General features: G+C 73.1%; 17 protein-coding genes. 13 read left to right on the top strand and 4 right to left on the bottom strand.

From position 1 onward, the window contains the following. Positions 1–11 precede the first annotated feature (11 nt). Together FJQ56_RS00085 and FJQ56_RS00080 are read left to right on the top strand one after the other, a co-directional pair. Positions 12–3,155 carry an ATP-binding protein gene (locus tag FJQ56_RS00085; protein ID WP_211350706.1) on the top strand — a complete coding sequence of 1,048 codons (3,144 nt, stop codon included), beginning with the start codon at positions 12–14 and terminating at the stop codon, positions 3,153–3,155. Continuing rightward, positions 3,152–3,871, top strand: a complete 720-nt coding sequence (locus tag FJQ56_RS00080; protein ID WP_140007194.1) for a hypothetical protein — start codon at positions 3,152–3,154, stop codon at positions 3,869–3,871. Before FJQ56_RS00085 ends, FJQ56_RS00080 begins: the two co-directional genes overlap by 4 nt. Before the next feature lie 239 nt (positions 3,872–4,110). Here the strand turns inward: FJQ56_RS00080 and FJQ56_RS00075 are convergent, their stop codons facing one another. The 4 genes from FJQ56_RS00075 to FJQ56_RS00060 form a co-directional block, all read right to left on the bottom strand. Further along, on the bottom strand, positions 4,111–4,947 hold the full coding sequence (locus FJQ56_RS00075) for an ABC transporter permease (RefSeq protein ID WP_140007193.1): 837 nt from the start codon (positions 4,945–4,947) through the stop codon (positions 4,111–4,113). Continuing rightward, complete coding sequence (locus FJQ56_RS00070) at positions 4,947–5,957, bottom strand: ATP-binding cassette domain-containing protein (protein ID WP_140007192.1); 1,011 nt, start codon at positions 5,955–5,957, stop codon at positions 4,947–4,949. The genes FJQ56_RS00075 and FJQ56_RS00070 overlap by 1 nt, the downstream gene beginning before the upstream one ends. 73 nt (positions 5,958–6,030) lie before the next feature. Further along, positions 6,031–7,743 (bottom strand): Ig-like domain-containing protein, encoded by a 1,713-nt coding sequence (locus tag FJQ56_RS21905; protein WP_170215210.1) that lies wholly within the window; start codon positions 7,741–7,743, stop codon positions 6,031–6,033. A gap of 109 nt (positions 7,744–7,852) precedes the next feature. Next, positions 7,853–8,671, bottom strand: a complete 819-nt coding sequence (locus FJQ56_RS00060) for a maleylpyruvate isomerase family mycothiol-dependent enzyme (RefSeq protein ID WP_140007191.1) — start codon at positions 8,669–8,671, stop codon at positions 7,853–7,855. A 94-nt stretch (positions 8,672–8,765) separates the two neighbouring features. Between FJQ56_RS00060 and argC the strand changes: the two genes are divergently transcribed. The 11 genes from argC to FJQ56_RS00005 are packed head-to-tail and all read left to right on the top strand — an operon-like array spanning position 8,766 to position 18,802. Continuing rightward, on the top strand, positions 8,766–9,839 hold the full coding sequence (gene argC / locus FJQ56_RS00055) for an N-acetyl-gamma-glutamyl-phosphate reductase (protein WP_140009614.1): 1,074 nt from the start codon (positions 8,766–8,768) through the stop codon (positions 9,837–9,839). Further along, a complete protein-coding gene (locus FJQ56_RS00050) occupies positions 9,836–10,225 on the top strand; it encodes an ACT domain-containing protein (protein WP_140007190.1) in 390 nt (129 codons plus the stop codon). Before argC ends, FJQ56_RS00050 begins: the two co-directional genes overlap by 4 nt. A 31-nt stretch (positions 10,226–10,256) precedes the next feature. Beyond that, positions 10,257–11,408, top strand: a complete 1,152-nt coding sequence (gene argJ, locus FJQ56_RS00045) for a bifunctional glutamate N-acetyltransferase/amino-acid acetyltransferase ArgJ (protein ID WP_140007189.1) — start codon at positions 10,257–10,259, stop codon at positions 11,406–11,408. After that, positions 11,405–12,352: an acetylglutamate kinase gene (argB, locus tag FJQ56_RS00040; RefSeq protein ID WP_140007188.1), complete on the top strand. Its 948-nt coding sequence runs from the start codon at positions 11,405–11,407 to the stop codon at positions 12,350–12,352. The genes argJ and argB overlap by 4 nt, the downstream gene beginning before the upstream one ends. After that, positions 12,345–13,562, top strand: a complete 1,218-nt coding sequence (locus FJQ56_RS00035; protein WP_140007187.1) for an acetylornithine transaminase — start codon at positions 12,345–12,347, stop codon at positions 13,560–13,562. The genes argB and FJQ56_RS00035 overlap by 8 nt, the downstream gene beginning before the upstream one ends. After that, positions 13,562–14,491 carry an ornithine carbamoyltransferase gene (gene argF / locus FJQ56_RS00030; protein ID WP_140007186.1) on the top strand — a complete coding sequence of 310 codons (930 nt, stop codon included), beginning with the start codon at positions 13,562–13,564 and terminating at the stop codon, positions 14,489–14,491. The genes FJQ56_RS00035 and argF overlap by 1 nt, the downstream gene beginning before the upstream one ends. Further along, positions 14,488–15,057, top strand: a complete 570-nt coding sequence (locus FJQ56_RS00025; RefSeq protein ID WP_140007185.1) for an arginine repressor — start codon at positions 14,488–14,490, stop codon at positions 15,055–15,057. The genes argF and FJQ56_RS00025 overlap by 4 nt, the downstream gene beginning before the upstream one ends. After that, complete coding sequence (gene argG / locus FJQ56_RS00020; RefSeq protein ID WP_140007184.1) at positions 15,057–16,490, top strand: argininosuccinate synthase; 1,434 nt, start codon at positions 15,057–15,059, stop codon at positions 16,488–16,490. Before FJQ56_RS00025 ends, argG begins: the two co-directional genes overlap by 1 nt. Positions 16,491–16,525: 35 nt before the next feature. Continuing rightward, positions 16,526–16,804: an NUDIX hydrolase gene (locus FJQ56_RS00015; protein ID WP_140007183.1), complete on the top strand. Its 279-nt coding sequence runs from the start codon at positions 16,526–16,528 to the stop codon at positions 16,802–16,804. Further along, entirely contained in the window at positions 16,801–18,216 is a 1,416-nt protein-coding gene (gene argH, locus FJQ56_RS00010; RefSeq protein ID WP_140007182.1) for an argininosuccinate lyase, read from the top strand. The genes FJQ56_RS00015 and argH overlap by 4 nt, the downstream gene beginning before the upstream one ends. Further along, entirely contained in the window at positions 18,200–18,802 is a 603-nt protein-coding gene (locus FJQ56_RS00005; RefSeq protein WP_246083912.1) for a DNA-3-methyladenine glycosylase, read from the top strand. Before argH ends, FJQ56_RS00005 begins: the two co-directional genes overlap by 17 nt. The last annotated feature ends 336 nt before the right edge of the window (positions 18,803–19,138 follow it).

The following is a 19,138-nucleotide window of genomic DNA, read 5'->3' as shown; positions in this document are numbered from 1 at the left end:
GCCTGACCCCGGTGCTGCGGCTGCTCGACGAGGTCTCCTACGGCGGACACGCCGTCACCGGCGAGCGCAGCCAGGCGCTGCTCGCCGCCCTCGCGGCAGCCCGCGGGCGTGCCGTCGTCGAGTCCGACCTGGTCGAGGCGGTGTGGGCCGACGACGTGCCGGCCAACCCGGCCAAGGCCCTCCAGGTCGTGGTCAGTCGCACCCGGTCGCAGACCGCGGCCGAGGTCGTCGTACGCGTCGACGGTGGCTACCGCCTCGGCGTCACCGGCGACGATCTCGACGTGGCGGTCCTCGCCCAGCGCGTGCGCGACGCGGTGCGGGCCGAGGCGTCCGGCGACGCCACCGGGGCCCGCGACCGCGCCCGGACCGCGCTGGCCGTGACGGTCGCCCGGGGCGCCGAGGTGGCCCCGCTCGCCGACCTGCGCGACGACGCCCGCCGCGACCTGGTCACCGCCACGGCCGTGCTCGGACGGTCCCTGGCCGCGCTCGGCCAGCACGACGAGGCCCTCGCCCACCTCGAGACGCTCGCCGACCCCGACGAGGCGACCCTCGCCGAGCTGCTGCGCAGCGAGTCCGCGGTCCATGGCGCTCCCGTCGCCCTGGCCCGCTACGAGCAGCACCGCGGGGAGGTGCGCGACCGGTTGGGCGTCGACACCGGTCCGGCCCTCCAGGCGGTGCACGCTGCGCTGCTGGCCGCCGACAACCCCGTGCGCAGCGGCGTCCACTACGACGCGACCCCGCTCGTGGGTCGCGACGACGACGTACGCCGGCTGCGCGCGCTGGTCCGCCAGTCGCGGGTGACCTCGATCCTGGGTCCGGGCGGGCTCGGCAAGACCCGGCTGGCCCACCTGCTCGGTCGCGAGGCCGACCAGTCGGTCGTCCACTTCGTCGAGCTCGCCGGCGTCGCCTCGCCCGACGACGTGGTCGGTGAGGTCGGCTCGGCGCTCGGCGTGCGCGACTCCGTCAGCGGACGCCGGGTGCTCACCGCCGAGCAGCGCGCCGACGTACGCGGCCGGATCGCCCAGCAGCTCGACCAGGTGCCCACCCTGCTCATCCTCGACAACTGCGAGCACGTCGTCGACGCTGTCGCCGACCTCGTCGCCCCGCTCGTGGCCGCCACCCGGGACCTGCGCGTCGTCACGACCACCCGTGCCCCGCTCGGCATCGCCGCCGAGCGGGTCTTCGCCCTGGGCCAGCTCACCGACGACGCCGGCGTCGAGCTCTTCGGCCAACGGGCCGAGGCCGCGCGCCCCGGCGTACGCCTCGACGACGACGCCGTACGCCGCGTGGTCGCCCGGCTCGACGGGCTGCCACTGGCCATCGAGCTGGCGGCCGCCAAGGTCCGGGCCATGTCGGTGGCCGACATCGACCGCCGTCTCGACGACCGTTTCGCGCTGCTGCGGGGGAGCGACCGGGGCGCCCCCGACCGGCACCAGACGCTGCTGGCCGTCATCGACTGGTCCTGGAACCTGCTCGGCGAGGCCGACCGGCGCGCCCTGCGCCGGCTGTCCGTCTTCCACGACGGGTTCGCGCTCGACGGCGCCGACGCCGTGCTGGGCCACGACGCGCTCGGTGCGCTCGAGTCGCTGGCCGGCCAGAGCCTGCTCACGGTCCGCGACGCAGCCGACGGTGCCGACGCCCTGCGCTACCGGATGCTCGAGACCGTCCGTGAGTTCGGGCGGTCCCGCCTCGTCGAGGGCGGCGAGGAGGACGACGCCCGGGCCACGCTGCGGGCGTGGGCGACCGACCTGGCAGCCAGGTCGCTCGACGGCCTCCACGGCCTCGACCAGATCGCCGTGGTGCGCCACCTCGCGATCGAGGACAACAACCTGGCCGACGTGCTGCGCGAGGCGCTCGTCCACGACGACCCCGAGACGGTGGTGGTCCTGCTCGCCGCCCTGGGTGCCTGTTGGACGATCCGCGGCGAGCACGCCCGCGTCATCGCCCTGCTCGGGGCCTTCGAGGAGCTCGTCGCGACCTGGGAGCCGCCGCCGGCTCTCGCCGACGCCACCAGCCGGGCCGCCGCGGCGCTGGTCATGAACACCGCCGTCGCCGAGATGGTGCAGCCCGCCCGGGCGCGTGCCCTGCTCGACCAGCTCGGTCCCCGGTCGAGCGATCCCGGCACCCGCGCGCTGTCCCGGGTGATGACCTCGACCGACACCGTTGCGGCGCCCGAGCTGATGGCCTACGCCGACGACCCCGACCGGCACGTCGCGATGCTCGCGCTGCAGTGGGCCAGCCACGGGCTGGAGAACAACGGCGACCCCGAGGGCGCGGCAGCCGCCTCGCTGCGGGCCATCGACCTGTGGCGTGAGGAGGACGGCGTCTGGACCCGGGCCCTGCAGCACACCCAGCTTGCCGGCATCTACTCCCAGCTCGGCCGCATCGAGCTCGCCACCCCGCACGCCGTCGCCGCCCTCGAGGTCCTCGACGCGCTCGCAGCCGACGACGACGCGATCCAGCTGCGCGCCATCCTGGCCTTCGCGGCCATGACCGACGGCCGGCTCGGCGACGCCGCGCGACTGCTGGACGAGATGAGCGCACGCCGCAGCACCGGTATGTGGGGAGGCACCATCATCGTCCCCGCCACCCGCGCCGAGCTCCAGCTGGCCCGCGGAGACGTGCCCGGTGGGCTGGCGCTCTTCGACGAGGCGGTCGCCCACGTGCGGGTCCTGAGGTTCCCGGGCTTCGCGTTGTCGGCCGGCTACGAGCCGTGGACCCTGTTCGCCGAGAGCGCCGCGGTCAGCGCCCAAGCCCGCCACGGCAGCGCGCCCGGCGGTGACGACCTCCACCGCGTGCTGAGCGCCAAGGCCGCCGGCGTCCTCGACCCGACGCGCGGGCGACTCGACTACCCCGTGGTCGGCTGCGTCCTGTTCGGGCTCGGCGCGTGGGCGTTGCTGCGGGAGGGGTCCGTCGACCGAGGGCTGACCCTCCTGGCGCTCGCGGAGCGGTTCGCCTACAGCCGCTACTCCCCGTCGATGGCGTGGGAGTCCATGGTCGCGGCGGCCGATGCCTTGGCTCCGGGGGAGCTCGAGCGCCGCGTCGCGTCGTACGACGGCCGGCGCGGCGCCAGCGTGCTCGACGAGGCCCATGCGGCGATCTCCGAGCTCGGGTCTGCAACTTCCGCCCGGCTCGGTGCGTCGAAGAGGACATGAGCTACTCGGAGCGCCCGACCCTTCCCTTCCTGCCCGTCCGTCTGACCGCCCGCCTGACCGTCGCAGCCGCAGCGCTGCTGGTCCTCGGGGCCTGCGGCGACGACGCCCCCGAGACGGCCGACCAGCCCGACGGCGGCACCCGACCGGGATACCCGGCCGCGGTCACCGACTCGGCCTCGGACACCCCGGCCACGGTCGACCCGCCGACCGACCCGAGCCCGAGCGAGCCGACGTCCACCTCCAGCCCGTCCAAGTCGCCGAGCGAGCCCAGCGAGCCGACCTCGTCGGCGACCACGGACCCGGACCCGCAGCCCGAGCTGATCGCGTACGCCGGCGGCGAGGCCCAGCCGCCCCTCATCGAGAACCGGGCCGACGCGCGTCGGCTCACGGGGGCGCCGAAGGACTTCCAGGACTTCATCGGGCGCGCCGCGGAGAAGGTCAACCAGCGCGCCGACTGCGACGGGGCCGCCGTCGGCATCACGGTCGACGCGCTGCGCACCGACGGCTACGCGGTCGGTGCGGTCAACGAGTGCGGGGGCTACGCCGCGATGTGGGCGAAGGTCGACGGTGCCTGGCGCGAGATCGAGGGCACCCAGGACACCTGGGACTGCGCAGTGCTGAAGCAGTACCGCGTGCCCAGTGACCTCCTGCTGGGCAGCCAGACCTGCTTCGACTACGGCGGGGACAAGAAGGAGCACGCCTACCACCAGGCCTGACCCGACCGCCCCCACCGTCGGTCGAGGTGCGAAGGCCGCCCCCACGTCGGTCTAGGTGCGAAGGCCGCCAGGCCTGAGCCTCGAGACCACCGCAGCCGACGCACCCACCCCACGCCCGGCCAGGTGCGAAGGCCGCCCCCACGCCGGTCGAGGTGCGAAGGCCGCCAGGCCTGAGCCTCGAGACCGCCGCAGCCGACGCACCCACCCCACGCCCGGCCAGGAGGTCGGCGCCGGGGCAGCTACATCTTGCGCGAGTAGGACCTCACGGCGAGCGGCGCGAACACCGCGACGACCACCGCGCAGCCCAGCAGCGCCCACCCGACCTCGGCGGTGACCTGGCCGTCGTTCATCAGGTCACGCACGGCCGAGACGACGTGGCTGACCGGGTTGACCTTCACGAACGCCGCGAGCCAGCCGGGCAGGGTGCTCGACGGGACGAACGCGTTCGACAGGAACGTCAGCGGGAACATGACCATCATCGAGATCCCCTGCACGCTCTGCGCGGTGCGAGCGACGGTGCCGAGCCAGGTGAAGATCCAGGCGAGCGACCAGCCGGCGGCGATGGTGAGCAGGATGCCGGCCAGGGTCCCGAGGACCCCGCCGCCGGGGCGGAAGCCCATGGCCAGGCCGGTGGCGACGGTCAGGACGGCCGCTGTGGCGTAGCGCAGCAGGTCGGCGACCATCGGGCCGGCGAGCGGGGCGATCCGCGCGATCGGGAGGGACTTGAACCGGTCGAAGACGCCCTTGTCCATGTCCTCGCGCAGCTGGATCCCGGTGGCCATGCACGCCGTGAGCGCGGTCTGGGCCAGGATGCCGGGGATGATGATCGGCAGGTAGCTCGCGACGTCACCGGAGATCGCGCCGCCGAAGATGTAGGCGAACATCGCGGTGAAGAGCAGCGGCTGGATCGTGACGTCGAAGAACTGCTCGGGGTTGCGGCGCATCTTCTTGGTCGCGCGCCAGGCCATCGACAGCGTCTGGCCGACGGTGTCCTGGAGCGAGACGTGCGGGGCGAGGTCGCGGGCCGGGTGGGTGGCCCGGTCGACGTCGACGGCCGGGGTGAGGAGGGTGCTCATCAGGAGGCTTCCTTGACGGTGTCGGTGTCGGTGTCGGCGTCGGTGTCGGCGTCGGTGCCGTGCCCGGTCAGGGCCAGGAACACCTCGTCGAGGGTGGGCTTGGCGACGCTGACCGAGGCGATCGAGACCTCGGCCTGGCGCAGGGCGATGAGGACGTCGGCCGCCCGGTCGGCGTCGGTGAGGGCGACGTTGAGCCCGCCCGACTCGGGGGTGAGGACCGGTTCCTCGCCGAGCAGGCGTCGTACGACGTCGGCGGCCTCGGCGATCCGGCTCCGGTCGGTGAGCCGCAGCTGCAGCGTCGAGGTGCCGACCGACGACTTCAGCTCGTCGGGGGTGCCCTCGGCGACGGTCCGGCCGCGGTCGATCACCGCGATCCGGTCGGCGAGCTGGTCGGCCTCGTCGAGGTACTGGGTCGTGAGCAGGACCGTGCAGCCGTCGGCGACGAGGGAGCGGATCGTGTCCCACATCTGGCCGCGGGTGCGGGGGTCCAGGCCGGTGGTGGGCTCGTCGAGGAAGATCAGCGGCGGACGGGTGATCAGGCTGGCCGCCAGGTCGAGACGACGGCGCATGCCGCCGGAGAACCGCGAGATGGGCCGGTTCGCGGCCTCCTCGAGCCCGAAGCTGCCGAGCAGCTCCGCGGCGGTGGCCTTGGCCCGGCGCGAGGTGAGGCCCTGGAGCCGACCGAAGAGCCAGAGGTTCTCGCGGGCGGTGAGGTTCTCGTCCACCGAGGCGTACTGCCCGGTGACCCCGACCAGCTGGCGCACCTCGTGGGCGCGGCTCGCGACGTCGACCCCGAAGATCTCGGCGTGGCCGCCGTCGATCGGCAGCAACGTCGCGAGCATCCGGATCATCGTGGTCTTGCCGGCCCCGTTGGGGCCGAGCACGCCGAACACCTCGCCGCGGCGTACGTCGAGATCGACGCCGTCGACAGCGCGGGAGCTGCCGAAGGTCTTGACGAGCCCGGTGGCGTGGACGGCGAGGTCGCCGCCCGGGACGTGGAGTGTGGTCATGCCACGACTCTCGCCCCGGGCGGTTTCAGACCGCCTTCACGCCGGTTTCACGGCGCGGTCTCACGTGCTGGTGTCAGCGGGCCCTGATCGTGTAGCGCCCGGTCGTGGTCGCCTTGTTGCCGGCTCGGTCGTAGGCGGTCCCCGTCCAGGTCACCACGGTCGACCGACCGGCCTTGCGCGACCGCGTCGTGACCTTGCAGGACGCCACGCCGGACAGCGTGTCGGTGGCCTTGCAGGTCAGCTTCCGCTTCGCGGTGTACGTCGCCCCGTTGCGGGCACCGGTCACCCTGACGACCGGCTTGGTCCGGTCGATGCTGACCGTGACGCGCGCGGTGGCCGAGCGCCCCTGATCATCGGTGATCGTGCGGGTGACGACCTGGCTCCGGCCGTTGGCGGACAGGGTCGTGGGTGCCGGGCAGGTGACCGGGCGGCTCCCGCTGCACGTGAACGACGCCCGCACCGGGGTGCGGTACCAGCCGCCCGAGCGCGGCTTCGCGCTGGTGAGCGTCGCCCTGATCGCCGGGGCCGTGTAGGAGACCGTCTCGACGGTGGTGGCCCCGCTGGGGCTGATGTCGTCGCCGTCGACCGTGGCGAGGAGGGACGCTGTGCCGACCGTGGTCGAGCCGTGGAGCACGGCCGTGTAGTCGCCGTCGCCGAGGTCGGTCACCGGGCCGAGGCTCTGGCCGGGGTCCGTGCTCGACAGGGTCACGTGCAGCCCGGGGAGCCCCGTGCTACCGCTGGTGCGCGGGGACACCGTCACCACCGTGGTGGCGGTGCCGCTGGCCGGCAGCTCGACGGAGCCGAGCGTGACGCCGACGGAGGTGATCGGGCCGAGGTCGTAGGTGAGCTGGAGGAAGCCGTCCGTGTCGGGTTCGGCCAGGCCCTGGCCGCCACCGGGGGGTGCGAGCGTCGAGCCGCCGCCGCCCGCGGCGCCGTAGTAGCGGTTGTCCCCGCCACCGCCCCCGCCGTACAGGCCACCGCCCCCGCCGCCGGCACCGGCGTTCTCCTGAACAGTAGGCACGTAGTCCGGTCCGGTGCGCCCGCCACCGACCCCGCCGCTGCCGAGCATGCCGTCGCCACCCCGGGAGATCCGGTCGAAGCCGTCGCTGGCTGCCCCACCGGCGCCGCCGGCGGTCGCCGTACCGGGCTGGCCGCCGTCCACCGCGCCGCGGCTGCCCGCGTAGCCGCCGCCGGCCGCGTCCGCGTCGGCGCCCGGGATGACGTTGTCGTAGCCGAATCCCGCCCCGCCTCCGCCGGCCGCGACGAGGATTCGCGAGGCGAGGGAGTCGCACCCGGAATCCTCCGGTGCGCAGCTGCGCAGGTCGGTCGCGCCGCCGCCGCCCGCGCCGACCCGGCTGGCCCCGCCGCCGGCACCGCCGCCGTTCCAGCCCGCAGCACCGCCGCCGTCGCCGTTGTCGCCGCCGCGCCCGCCGACGTTGACGCTGTAGACGGTGCCGGGCACGACGTCGAGGACCGTCGACACCACCGAGCCGCGTCCGCCCAGCGCGGTGAGGCCGGAGCCGTCGTTGGGGGTGGCACTGCCGCCGGAGGCGCCGTAGGCGCTCACCTCGAGCGACGTGACGCCCGCGGGAACGATGAAGCTGTCCGGTGCGCCGGTGTAGCCGAAGTCGGCCGTGACGTAGTGGGGGCCGTCGGCCGGGACGTACGGCGCCGGGTCGGCCTGGGCCGGGTTGCCGCCCAGTCCGGCCAGCGCCAGCAGCGGTGCCACCGGCACGAGCACGAGGGCGGCTCGCAGGCCGCGGGCAGTGGGAGGGCGAAGGGGCACGGCGGGCACGGGATCTCCGGTTCTGTGGGACGGGTCCCGTGACGCTAGGCGGCGGGACCGGTGCCTGTCCTCGAAACCGGAGGAATGGCCGCGTCGTGCGTCCTGCGCATCAGTCGAGCGGCGGGCTGAGGGCGGCGGCCAGCTCGTCGTACGCCGCCCGGTCGCCACCGACCTGGATCCCCTCGGGGCCGCGCCGCTTCCACCACGCCGCGTCGAGGTCGGCCCCGCTGCCGCTGACGACGGCCGACGGCGCGGTGCCCGGGTCGTCGACCACGAGCAGGTGCGGGCCGTCGTAGCGCTTGCCGGACTCCGGGTGCGTGCCCAGGAAGGTGCAGGGGCGGACCCACAGCGACGTCGCGACGTCGGTCAGGTCGACCCGGACGAGGTACGCCCCCGGCTCGATGCGACCCCACGCAGGCGCCGCCCCGCCGTACATCACCTCGAGCAGCTCGGCGACGCCGTCGGCGGCCAGGGCCGGGTCGAGCGGGGTGACGGCACCGGCGGTCTGCTCGGCGTCGAGGCGGTGGATGAGCGCCTCGTGGGCCTGGCGGCGCAGGGTGAAGGCCACGGTCCGCCCGTCGGGGACGTGGTCGGCCCACGACCAGGCCGGCTCGTCCGGGTCTAGCCCGGTGAGCGCGTCGACCAGGCCGGCCGAGAGGTCGGCGTACTGCTCCATCAGACCGGGGTAGGAGTCGGCGCGCGCGGGGCGGCGCTCCTCGTCGGGTGGCCCGTCGGGACGGTGGGTCATCGCCTCGCTCCAGAACCACTGCACCCCGGCGAGGTGCCACACCAGCTCGGCGGCGTCCCAGTCCGGGCACGCCGGCACCCGGGCGGTGGGATCGCAGTCGCTCAAGACCGCGGCGAAGCGGGCGGACTCGGCCTGGATGTGGTCGAGGTAGGACGCGGGGCTCAGACGGGTGCCAGTCATGCCGGCACCGTAGGCGGCCACCGGGACTCTCCGCGTCCTGATATCCACCCGGCCGCAACCCGTTGTGCATGATAATTCCGGCGCATGTATGGTGATGCACATGACGACGACGTCCCCCTCCCGACCCCGTGTCGCGGTCGCCGGAGCCAGCGGGTACGCCGGCGGCGAGGCCCTGCGCCTCCTCCTCGGCCATCCCGCGGTCGAGATCGGCACGCTCACCGCTGGCTCCAACGCCGGCGAGGCGCTCGGCTCCCTGCAACCCCATCTGGTCCCACTGGCCGATCGCGTCCTGGAGCGCACGGACGCCGACACGCTGGGCGGCCACGACGTCGTCGTGCTGGCCCTGCCGCACGGGCAGTCCGCCGCGCTGGCCCGCGAGCTGGGCGACGACGTGCTCGTCATCGACTGCGGTGCCGACTTCCGGCTCGCCGACCCGGGCGTCTGGGAGAGGTTCTACGGCGGCGAGCACGCCGGGCAGTGGCCCTACGGACTGCCCGAGCTGCTGCACCCCGACGGCACCCGCCAGCGCGACGTCCTGCGCGGGGCGCGGCGGATCGCCGTACCCGGGTGCTACCCGACGGTCAGCACCCTGACCCTCGCGCCCGCGCTGGCGGCCGGACTCGTCGAGCCCGACGTCGTCGTCGTGGCCGCCTCCGGCACCAGTGGGGCCGGCAAGGCCGCCAAGACCCACCTGCTCGGCAGCGAGATCATGGGCAACGCCAGCGCCTACGGCGTGGGCGGCGGGCACCGGCACACGCCCGAGATCACCCAGAACCTCGCCCCCCTCGCCGCTGCCGGCGCCGAGCTGCGGGTCAGCTTCACCCCGCTGCTCGTGCCCATGTCACGGGGCATCCTCGCGACCTGCAGCGCCCCGGTGCGCGATGGCGTGTCGGCCGACGACGCCTACACCGCCTACGCCGAGGCCTACGCCGACGAGCCGTTCGTGCGAGTCCTGCCCCCCGGGCAGTGGCCGCAGACCAAGTCCGTGCTCGGCTCCAACGCCGTGCACCTCCAGGTCACCGTCGACGAGACCGCCGGGCGCCTCGTCGCAGTCGGTGCCGTCGACAACCTCGCCAAGGGCACCGCCGGCGCCGCCGTGCAGTGCCTCAACCTCGCCCTGGGTCTCGACGAGACCCTCGGCCTTTCCACCGTAGGACTTGCCCCATGAGCACCATCCACCAGTTCCCCGAGAAGCTCGCCGTCCTCAAGCTCGCGTCCGGCGCCGACGTGCCCGAGTGGGCCGAGTCGTCCTCGCTCTTCTCCATCACCGCCTCGGCGACCGAGACGTCCCTGGTCTGCGCCGGCCGATCGGTGCCCACCAAGGTGCCCGGCGACCGCGGCCTGACCGGCTTCACGCTCGCCGACGCCGGTACGTCGACCACCACCGGCGTCCTGGTCGACCTCCTGACGCCCCTGGCCGAGGACGACGTGACGGTGCACGTGATCACCACCTTCACGACCGTGTGGGTGCTGGTGCCGGCCCCCGAGGTCGAGCGCGCGACCGAGGCCTGGCGACGACGGGGCCACACCGTCGAGCCCGCCCCCCTCGCCTAGTCGCGATCCCAGCCCAGCCCAGGAGCACCCCATGTCCGTCACCACCCCCGCCGGCTTCACCGCGTCCGGCGTCGCCGCAGGCCTCAAGTCCAGCGGCGGCGACGACGTCGCCCTGGTCGTCAACCAGGGCCCGACCTTCGACTCGGCCTCGGTCTTCACCGCCAACCGCTGCCAGGCCAATCCGGTCCTGTGGAGCAAGGAGGTCGTCAAGGACGGCGTCGTGCGCGCCGTCGTCCTCAACTCCGGCGGTGCCAACTGCTACACGGGGCCCGAGGGGTTCCAGACGACCCACGCCGTCGCCGAGCGCGTGGGGGAGCACCTCGGCATCGGCGCCGTCGACGTCGTCGTGTGCTCGACCGGCCTGATCGGCTTGACCAACCCGCGCGACAAGGTGCTCGCCGGTGTGGACGCCGCTGCCGCCGCCCTCGCCGCCGACGGCGGCGACGCGGCGGCCCACGCGATCATGACCACCGACTCGGTCAGCAAGCAGGCCGTCGTCGAGGGCGCCGGGTGGAGCATCGGCGGCATGGCCAAGGGCGCCGGCATGCTCGCACCGGCCCTCGCCACGATGCTCGTCGTCATCACCACCGACGCCGTCGTCCCCGCCGCCGACCTCGACCAGGCCCTGCGCGCCGCGACCCGGGTCAGCTTCGACCGGCTCGACTCCGACGGCTGCATGTCGACCAACGACACCGTGACCGTGATGGCGAGCGGGGCCAGCGGCATCACGCCGGCCCTGCCCGACTTCACCGAGGCGCTGACCCAGCTCTGCACCGACCTGGCCATGCAGCTGCTCCGCGACGCCGAGGGCTCCGACCACGACATCGCCATCACCACGCTCAACGCGGCCAGCGAGGACGACGCCGTCGAGGTCGGCCGCAGCGTGGCACGCAGCAACCTCTTCAAGGCCGCCGTCTTCGGCAAGGACCCCAACTGGGGCCGCGTGCTGGCCTCCATCGGCACCACCTCCGCCGCGTTCGACCCCGCCGACCTCGACGTCGCGATCAACGGCGTCTGGGTCTGCCGTCGCTCGACGCCCGACGAGGACCCCACCCTCGTCGACCTCGAGGCTCGCGAGGTCTCGGTGACCATCGACCTCAAGTCCGGCTCCGAGCGCGCCACGGTCTGGACCAACGACCTCACCCACGCCTACGTCCACGAGAACAGCGCCTATTCCTCATGAACAACGACAGCGCCACCGGCGCGTTCGACTCCAGCAAGCCCGACCAGGCCAAGGCCCGCACCCTCGCGGGTGCCCTGCCGTGGCTCAAGCGCTACCACGGCAAGATCGTGGTGGTGAAGTACGGCGGCAACGCCATGACCGACGACGCGCTCAAGCGCGACTTCGCCGAGGACGTCGTCTTCCTGCGGCTCGCCGGGTTCAAGCCCGTCGTCGTCCACGGCGGCGGCCCCCAGATCTCCGCGATGCTCGACCAGCTCGGCATCGAGTCCGAGTTCCGCGGCGGCCTGCGCGTCACCACGCCCGAGGCGATGGAGGTGGTCCGGATGGTGCTGGTCGGCAAGGTCCAGCGCGAGCTGGTCGGCCTGATCAACGACCACGGACCGCTCGCGGTCGGCCTGTCCGGCGAGGACGCCGGGCTGTTCACCGCTACCCAGACCAACACCGTCGTCGACGGCGAGGAGGTCGACCTCGGCCTGGTCGGCGAGGTCACCCACGTGCGGCCCGAGGCGGTGCTCGACATCATCGAGGCCGGCCGCATCCCCGTCGTCTCCAGCGTCGCCCCCGACGCCGACGGCGTGATCCACAACGTCAACGCCGACTCCGCGGCGGCCTCGCTGGCCATCGCGCTCGGCGCCGAGAAGCTCCTGGTGCTCACCGACGTCGAGGGCCTGTTCCTCGACTGGCCGAGCTCCGACGACGTCATCGGTGAGATCAGCCCCGAGTCGCTGGCCGAGCTGCTGCCCGGGCTCGCCAGCGGCATGGTGCCCAAGATGAAGGCCTGCCTGCAGGCCGTCGAGGGCGGCGTGCCCCGCGCGACCGTCGTCGACGGGCGCGAGCCGCACGCCGTGCTCCTCGAGCTGTTCACCAAGGAGGGCGTCGGCACCCAGGTCCTGCCCGGCGTCGAGACCCTGACCCGCAAGGCGAGGGACACCGGCCATGGCTGACCCGCACCAGGAGCGCTACGCAGCCTCCCTCATGAACACCTTCGGTCCGCCCAGGCTCACGCTCGCGCGCGGCGAGGGCGCCCACGTCTGGGACACCGACGGCAAGGAGTACGTCGACCTGCTCGGCGGCATCGCCGTCAACGCCCTCGGGCACGCCCACCCGGCGCTCGTCGCAGCCGTGACCGAGCAGCTGTCGACGCTGGGCCACATCTCCAACTTCTTCGCCTCCGAGCCGCAGATCACCCTCGCCGAGCGTCTCCTCGCGCTGGTCACCGCTGACGGCGGTCGAGGTGCGAGCGAAGCGAGCCTCGAGACCCCGTCACCCGGCAAGGTCTTCTTCACCAACTCCGGGACCGAGGCCGTCGAGGCGGCGTTCAAGCTCACCCGCCGTACCGGACGCCCCCACGTCGTCGCCGCCGCAGGCGGGTTCCACGGCCGTACGATGGGCGCGCTCGCGCTGACGTCCAAGGAGGCCTACCGCACGCCGTTCGAGCCGCTGCCCGGCGACGTCACCTTCGTCCCGTACGGCGACGCCGACGCGCTCGCCGCCGCCGTGACCGACGAGACCGCCGCCGTCCTGCTCGAGCCGATCCAGGGCGAGGCCGGCGTCGTCGTCCCGCCCGAGGGCTACCTCGCCGCGGCCCGTGCCGTCGCCGACCGACACGGAGCACTGCTCTGGTTCGACGAGATCCAGACGGGAGTCGGCCGCACCGGGCTCTGGCTCGAGCACCACCGCAGCGGCGTCGTGCCCGATGTCGTCACGCTCGCCAAGGGGCTGGCCGGCGGCTTCCCGATCGGCGCCTGCATCGCGTTGGGTGCGGCCGGCGACCTGCTCCAGCCCGGCAACCACGGCACCACCTTCGGCGGCAACCCCGTGGCGTGCGCTGCGGCGCTCGCGGTCCTCGACACGATCGAGGCCGAGGGCCTGCTCGACCACGTGACCGTGCTGGGCCAGAAGCTGCGTGACGGCCTCCTGGCCGATCCGCGGGTCACCGAGGTGCGTGGCGAGGGGCTGCTGATCGGGCTCGACCTGGCGTCCGACGTGTCCGCCGACGTCGCCGCCGCCGCCCTGCGGGCCGGCTTCATCGTCAACAACCCGACCCCGCACCGCATCCGGCTCGCCCCGCCGCTGGTGCTGTCCGAGGCCGATGCCGCGGCGTTCCTCGAGGCCTGGCCCGCGATCCTCGACGACGCGATGGGGGAGTCCTGATGACCCTGCGTCACTTCCTGCGCGACGACGACCTCACCCCCGCCGAGCAGAGCCGCCTGCTCGACCTGGCCGCCGAGCTCAAGGCCGCTCCCTACTCGCGGCGCCCGCTCGAGGGCCCGCGCTCGGTGGCGATGATCTTCGACAAGCCCACCCTGCGCACCCAGGTGTCGTTCGGGGCGGGCATCGCCGAGCTGGGCGGCAACCCCATGCTCGTCGAGGGACGCCTGGCCGGCATCGGCGTGCGCGAGTCGGTCGAGGACGTCGCCCGCGTGCTGGCCCGCCAGGTCTCCGTCGTCGTCTGGCGCACGTTCTTCCAGGCCGATCTCGACACCATGGCCGCGCACGCCGGCGTCCCGGTCGTCAACGCGCTCACCGACGACTTCCACCCGTGCCAGCTGGTCGCCGACCTGCTCACGGTCCGCGAGCACAAGGGCGCGCTGGCCGGGCTGACCGTGGCCTTCGTCGGCGACGGTGCCTGCAACATGGGCAACTCGTGGCTGCTCGCCGGCGCCACCGCCGGCATGCACGTCCGGATCGCCGCCCCGGCGGGGTTCCAGCCGTCAGCGGAGATGTTCGCGCGGGCCACCGAGATCGGCACCGGGACCGGCGGATCCGCCACGGCGTACGACGAGCCCGAGAGCGCCGTGGCCGGCGCCGACGTCGTCGTCACCGACACGTGGATCTCGATGGGCAAGGAGGCCGAGGAGTCCGCCCGGACCGCGGTGTTCGCGCCCTACTCGCTGACCCCCGAGCTCCTGGCGCTGGCGCGTCCCGACGCGATCGCCCTGCACTGCCTGCCGGCCTACCGCGGCAAGGAGATCGCCGCCGAGGTCATCGACGGGCCGCAGAGCGTGGTCTGGGACGAGGCCGAGAACCGTCGCCACGCCCAGAAGGCGGTCCTGGCGTTCCTGCTCGAGGAGTCACGATGACCTCGAGCGGCTCGACGGCCGGTGCCCGGGTCCCGGTCACCAAGAACGCACGCCACCAGCTCATCGTCGAGCTGGTCGCGCACCACGAGGTCCACTCTCAAGGTGAGCTGGCCGACCTGCTGGCGGGCGAGGGCCTGAGGGTCACCCAGGCCACCCTGTCCCGCGACCTCGTCGAGCTCGACGCACTCAAGGTGCGTTCTGCGAGCGGTGCTCTCGTCTACGCCGTACCGGGCGAGGGCGGCGACCGCCGCCTGAAGTCGGGCGAGACCGCGGCCGGCGCCCAGCGACTCACCAAGCTGTGCGGTGAGCTCCTCGTCAGCGCGGAGGCCAGCGCCAACCTCGTCGTGCTGCGCACCCCGCCCGGGGCGGCGCAATACCTCGCCTCGGCGTTCGACAAGGCTGAGGTGCCCGACATCCTCGGCACCATCGCCGGCGACGACACCGTGCTGGTCATCGGCCGCGACCCCGGTGGCGGCGACGCCCTGGCTCGCCGCTTCCTCGCCCTCGCCGGCAGCGCCCCGGCACCCGATCCCCACTCCGCCCCTCATTCCGACAAGGAACTCTGATGTCCAAGGTCCTCACCTCCCTCCCAGTCGGCGAACGCGTCGGCATCGCCTTCTCCGGTGGTCTCGACACCTCTGTCGCCGTGGCCTGGATGCGCGCCAAGGGCGCCGTCCCGTGCACCTACACCGCCGACATCGGCCAGTACGACGAGCCCGACATCGAGAGCGTCCCCGTCCGGGCCCTCGAGTACGGCGCCGAGCTCGCCCGCCACGTCGACTGCAAGACCCAGCTCGTCGAGGAGGGCCTCGCCGCGATGGCGTGCGGCGCCTTCCACATCCGCAGCGGTGGACGCACCTACTTCAACACCACGCCGCTGGGCCGGGCGGTGACCGGCACGCTGCTGGTCCGGGCGATGCACGAGGACGGCGTCGACATCTGGGGCGACGGCTCGACGTTCAAGGGCAACGACATCGAGCGCTTCTACCGCTACGGCCTGCTCGCCAACCCCGAGCTGCGCATCTACAAGCCGTGGCTCGACGCCGACTTCGTCGCCGAGCTCGGCGGGCGCACCGAGATGAGCCAGTGGCTCGTCGCGCGGGGCCTGCCCTACCGCGACAGCCAGGAGAAGGCCTACTCCACCGACGCCAACATCTGGGGCGCGACCCACGAGGCCAAGACCCTCGAGCACCTCGACGTCTCGCTCGAGACCGTCGAGCCGATCATGGGCGTGAAGTTCTGGGACCCCGCGGTCGCCATCGACACCGAGGACGTCACGATCGCCTTCCGGGCGGGGCGTCCGGTCTCCATCGACGGCAAGCCCTTCGAGGACGTCGTCGAGCTGGTCCACCAGGCCAACGCGATCGGTGGTCGCCACGGGCTCGGCATGAGCGACCAGATCGAGAACCGCATCATCGAGGCCAAGTCCCGCGGCATCTACGAGGCGCCCGGCATGGCGCTGCTCTGGATCGCCTACGAGCGGCTGCTCAACGCCGTCCACAACGAGGACACCATCGCGCTCTACCACTCCGAGGGCCGGCGCCTGGGCCGCCTGCTCTACGAGGGCCGCTGGCTCGACCCGCAGGCCCTGATGCTCCGCGAGTCCATCCAGCGCTGGATCGCCTCCCTCGTGACCGGCGAGGTCACCCTGCGGCTGCGCCGCGGCGAGGACTACTCGGTGCTGCGTACCGACGGTCCGGCGTTCAGCTACCACCCCGACAAGCTCTCGATGGAGCGCACCGAGAGCGCCGCGTTCGGTCCCACCGACCGGATCGGCCAGCTCACGATGCGCAACCTCGACATCGCCGACTCGCGCGCCAAGCTCGAGCTCTACGCCCAGCAGCCGATCGAGCAGGGCCAGGTGCTGGTCGAGAACGGCACCCTGTTTGGCGAGATCGAGCAGGGGGGCTACGACCGCATCTCCCGCAACCCGCTCGCCGACGGCGACCGCAGCGACGAGGCCCTCGACGCCGCGGCCATGGAGTTCGGCACCGACTGATGCCCGGCCCCCGCCCGAGCGGGTCTCCTGACACGATGGTTCTCGTGTCACCCGCCGTACGCCGCCCCACCGCGCGGGTGCTCCCCGTGAGTCCCGGCGGCGCCGTCCTGCTCCTGCAGGACCAGGACCCGGCCCACCCGGGCATCCTGCGCTGGGGGAGCGTCGGTGGGGCCGTCGAGGTCGACCACGTCCTCGCCGCCGGCTGGTGGACACCCGACGACCTCGGGCGCGACGGCACCGCTGTCGCGCCCGAGCTGACCCACGCCATGCGAGCCGCCGTCGCCGGGATCGCCGCAGCAGAAGGAGCACCGTGAGCACCACCAACGAGGGCAAGCTCTGGGGCGGCCGGTTCGCCTCTGGACCCTCACCCGAGCTCGACGCCCTGTCCCGGTCGACCCACTTCGACTGGCGGCTGACGCCCTACGACCTCGCGGGGTCCCGCGCCCACGCCAACGCCCTGCGCCGTGCCGGTCTGCTCACCGACGACGACCACACCGAGTTGCTGCGCGGTCTCGACGTCCTGGGGGAGCGCTACGCCGCCGGCGTCCTGCTGCCCGACCCCAGCGACGAGGACGTGCACGGCGCGCTCGAGCGCCTGCTGCTCGACGAGGTCGGGTCCGACGTCGGGGGCAGGCTCCGGGCCGGCCGCAGCCGCAACGACCAGGTCGCGACGTTGTTCCGGATGTACCTGCGCGACCACCTGCGGCCGGTCGCGGGCGGGGTCCTCGACCTCGTCGACGTCCTCGCGACGCAGGCAGCGGCCCACGGCGATGCCGTGATGCCGGGCCGCACCCACCTCCAGCACGCGCAGCCGGTGCTCCTGGCCCACCACCTGCTCGCCCACGCCCAGCCCCTGCTGCGCGATGTCGACCGGCTGCTCGACTGGGACGCGCGGGTGGCGTCCGACTCGCCCTACGGCGCCGGTGCGCTCGCCGGCCAGACCCTCGGGCTCGACCCGACCCTGGTGGCCGTCGAGCTCGGGTTCACCGGCTCGTCGGCCAACTCCATCGACGGTACGTCGGCCCGCGACTTCGTCGCGGAGTTCGCCTACGTGTGTGCCCAGGTCGGGGTCGACGTGAGCCGGTTGGCGGAGGAGGTGATCCTCTGGTCCACCCGGGAGTTCGGCTTCGTCCGCCTGCACGACTCCTGGTCGACCGGGTCGAGCATCATGCCGCAGAAGAAGAACCCTGACATCGCCGAGCTGGCGCGGGGCAAGTCCGGTCGCCTCATCGGCAACCTGACCGGGCTCCTGGCGACCCTCAAGGCACTGCCGCTGGCCTACAACCGCGACCTGCAGGAGGACAAGGAGCCGGTCTTCGACTCCGTCGACACCCTCGAGGTGCTGCTGCCGGCCTTCGCCGGCATGGTTGCGACCCTGACCTTCGACACCGACCGGATGGCCGAGCTCGCGCCGCAGGGCTTCTCGCTGGCCACCGACGTCGCCGAGTGGCTCGTGCGCGAGGGGGTGCCGTTCCGCATCGCCCACGAGGTCGCCGGCGCGTGCGTCCAGCGGTGCGAGGAGCTCGGCGTCGAGCTCGACGAGCTCACCGACGAGCAGTACGCCGCCATCTCTCCGCACCTGCGACCTGCCGTCCGCGAGGTCCTCACGGTGGCGGGCTCGGTCGCCGCCCGGGATGGGCGTGGCGGTACCGCCCCGGTGCGGGTGCGCGAGCAGCTCGACGAGCTGCGGACACGCGTGGCGTCGTACCGTGCCCGGCTGGCCTGAGCTCCTCGGCCCCGCCGAGGAGGTCGCGCCACGGCTCCTCGGCGGGGTCCTGCGCAAGGACGGCGTCGCGGTCCGGATCACCGAGGTCGAGGCGTACGCCGGCGACACCGACCCGGGCTCGCACGCCTACCGCGGCCGGACCCCTCGGACCGAGGTGATGTTCGGCCCGCCCGGACGGCTCTACTGCTACCTGTCCTACGGGATGCACGTGTGCGCCAACGTCGTCGTGGGGGAGGCGGGGACCGCCGCGGCGGTGCTACTGCGCGCTGGGGAGGTCGTCGACGGCGTCGACGTGGCGCGCAAACGGCGGCCCGGCGTGGCCGACCGACAGCTGGCCCGCGGGCCCGGGCTGCTCTGCCGTGCTCTCGCGATCTCGCTCGACGACGACGGGTCCGACGTCGCGGACCACGGCAGCGGGCCGGTCACCTTGGACCTCCCCAACGAGGCGGTGGAGATCAGCCGCGGTCCGAGGACCGGTCTGCGCCTGGCCCCCGATCGGGTGTGGCGCTTCTGGATCACCGGGGATCCCAGTGTTTCCGGGCATCGCAGGCACCCGGCAGCGGTCCGGGAGACCCCCGGTTTGTGAACACAGGATGTCGTGCTCTAACGTTCTGGTTGTCGCGGTAAGCGACTCCCACTCGGGGCCCTCGGGCCCAAGCTCAACGGGAGTCTGCATGCCCGGCACCGGCTCCAGTAGCCGCCCAGCTCCTCGAGTTGACGCGGACGACACGGATCGGTAATGTTTACGAGGTTGCGCCAGATCGGGTCTGCAAGGATCTTGAGGGCGTATGCATCTGATGTTTGAGAACTCAACAGTGTGTCATAGTCGACGAATTAGTTTGTTGCTCGTCAATTGATTTTGATGGGTTAGTTTTTTTCGGCAATGATTCTGGCGATAGCTAGTAATCGTTTATTGTCGGGA

Origin of the sequence: Nocardioides plantarum (genome assembly GCF_006346395.1) — a bacterium.
In the GTDB taxonomy this organism is placed as follows: Bacteria; Actinomycetota; Actinomycetes; order Propionibacteriales; family Nocardioidaceae; genus Nocardioides; species Nocardioides plantarum.
This window is presented reverse-complemented; position numbering and strand designations above follow the sequence as displayed.

What these genes read in the sequence shown, in the direction of transcription:
- FJQ56_RS00080 (WP_140007194.1), top strand. Translation starts at nt 3,152, where the DNA reads ATGAGCTACTCGGAGCGCCCGACCCTTCCCTTCCTGCCCGTCCGTCTG.
- FJQ56_RS00075 (WP_140007193.1), bottom strand. Translation starts at nt 4,947, where the DNA reads ATGAGCACCCTCCTCACCCCGGCCGTCGACGTCGACCGGGCCACCCAC.
- FJQ56_RS00070 (WP_140007192.1), bottom strand. Translation starts at nt 5,957, where the DNA reads ATGACCACACTCCACGTCCCGGGCGGCGACCTCGCCGTCCACGCCACC.
- FJQ56_RS00060 (WP_140007191.1), bottom strand. Translation starts at nt 8,671, where the DNA reads ATGACTGGCACCCGTCTGAGCCCCGCGTCCTACCTCGACCACATCCAG.
- argC (WP_140009614.1), top strand. Translation starts at nt 8,766, where the DNA reads ATGCACATGACGACGACGTCCCCCTCCCGACCCCGTGTCGCGGTCGCC.
- FJQ56_RS00050 (WP_140007190.1), top strand. Translation starts at nt 9,836, where the DNA reads ATGAGCACCATCCACCAGTTCCCCGAGAAGCTCGCCGTCCTCAAGCTC.
- argJ (WP_140007189.1), top strand. Translation starts at nt 10,257, where the DNA reads ATGTCCGTCACCACCCCCGCCGGCTTCACCGCGTCCGGCGTCGCCGCA.
- argB (WP_140007188.1), top strand. Translation starts at nt 11,405, where the DNA reads ATGAACAACGACAGCGCCACCGGCGCGTTCGACTCCAGCAAGCCCGAC.
- FJQ56_RS00035 (WP_140007187.1), top strand. Translation starts at nt 12,345, where the DNA reads ATGGCTGACCCGCACCAGGAGCGCTACGCAGCCTCCCTCATGAACACC.
- argF (WP_140007186.1), top strand. Translation starts at nt 13,562, where the DNA reads ATGACCCTGCGTCACTTCCTGCGCGACGACGACCTCACCCCCGCCGAG.
- FJQ56_RS00025 (WP_140007185.1), top strand. Translation starts at nt 14,488, where the DNA reads ATGACCTCGAGCGGCTCGACGGCCGGTGCCCGGGTCCCGGTCACCAAG.
- argG (WP_140007184.1), top strand. Translation starts at nt 15,057, where the DNA reads ATGTCCAAGGTCCTCACCTCCCTCCCAGTCGGCGAACGCGTCGGCATC.
- FJQ56_RS00015 (WP_140007183.1), top strand. Translation starts at nt 16,526, where the DNA reads ATGGTTCTCGTGTCACCCGCCGTACGCCGCCCCACCGCGCGGGTGCTC.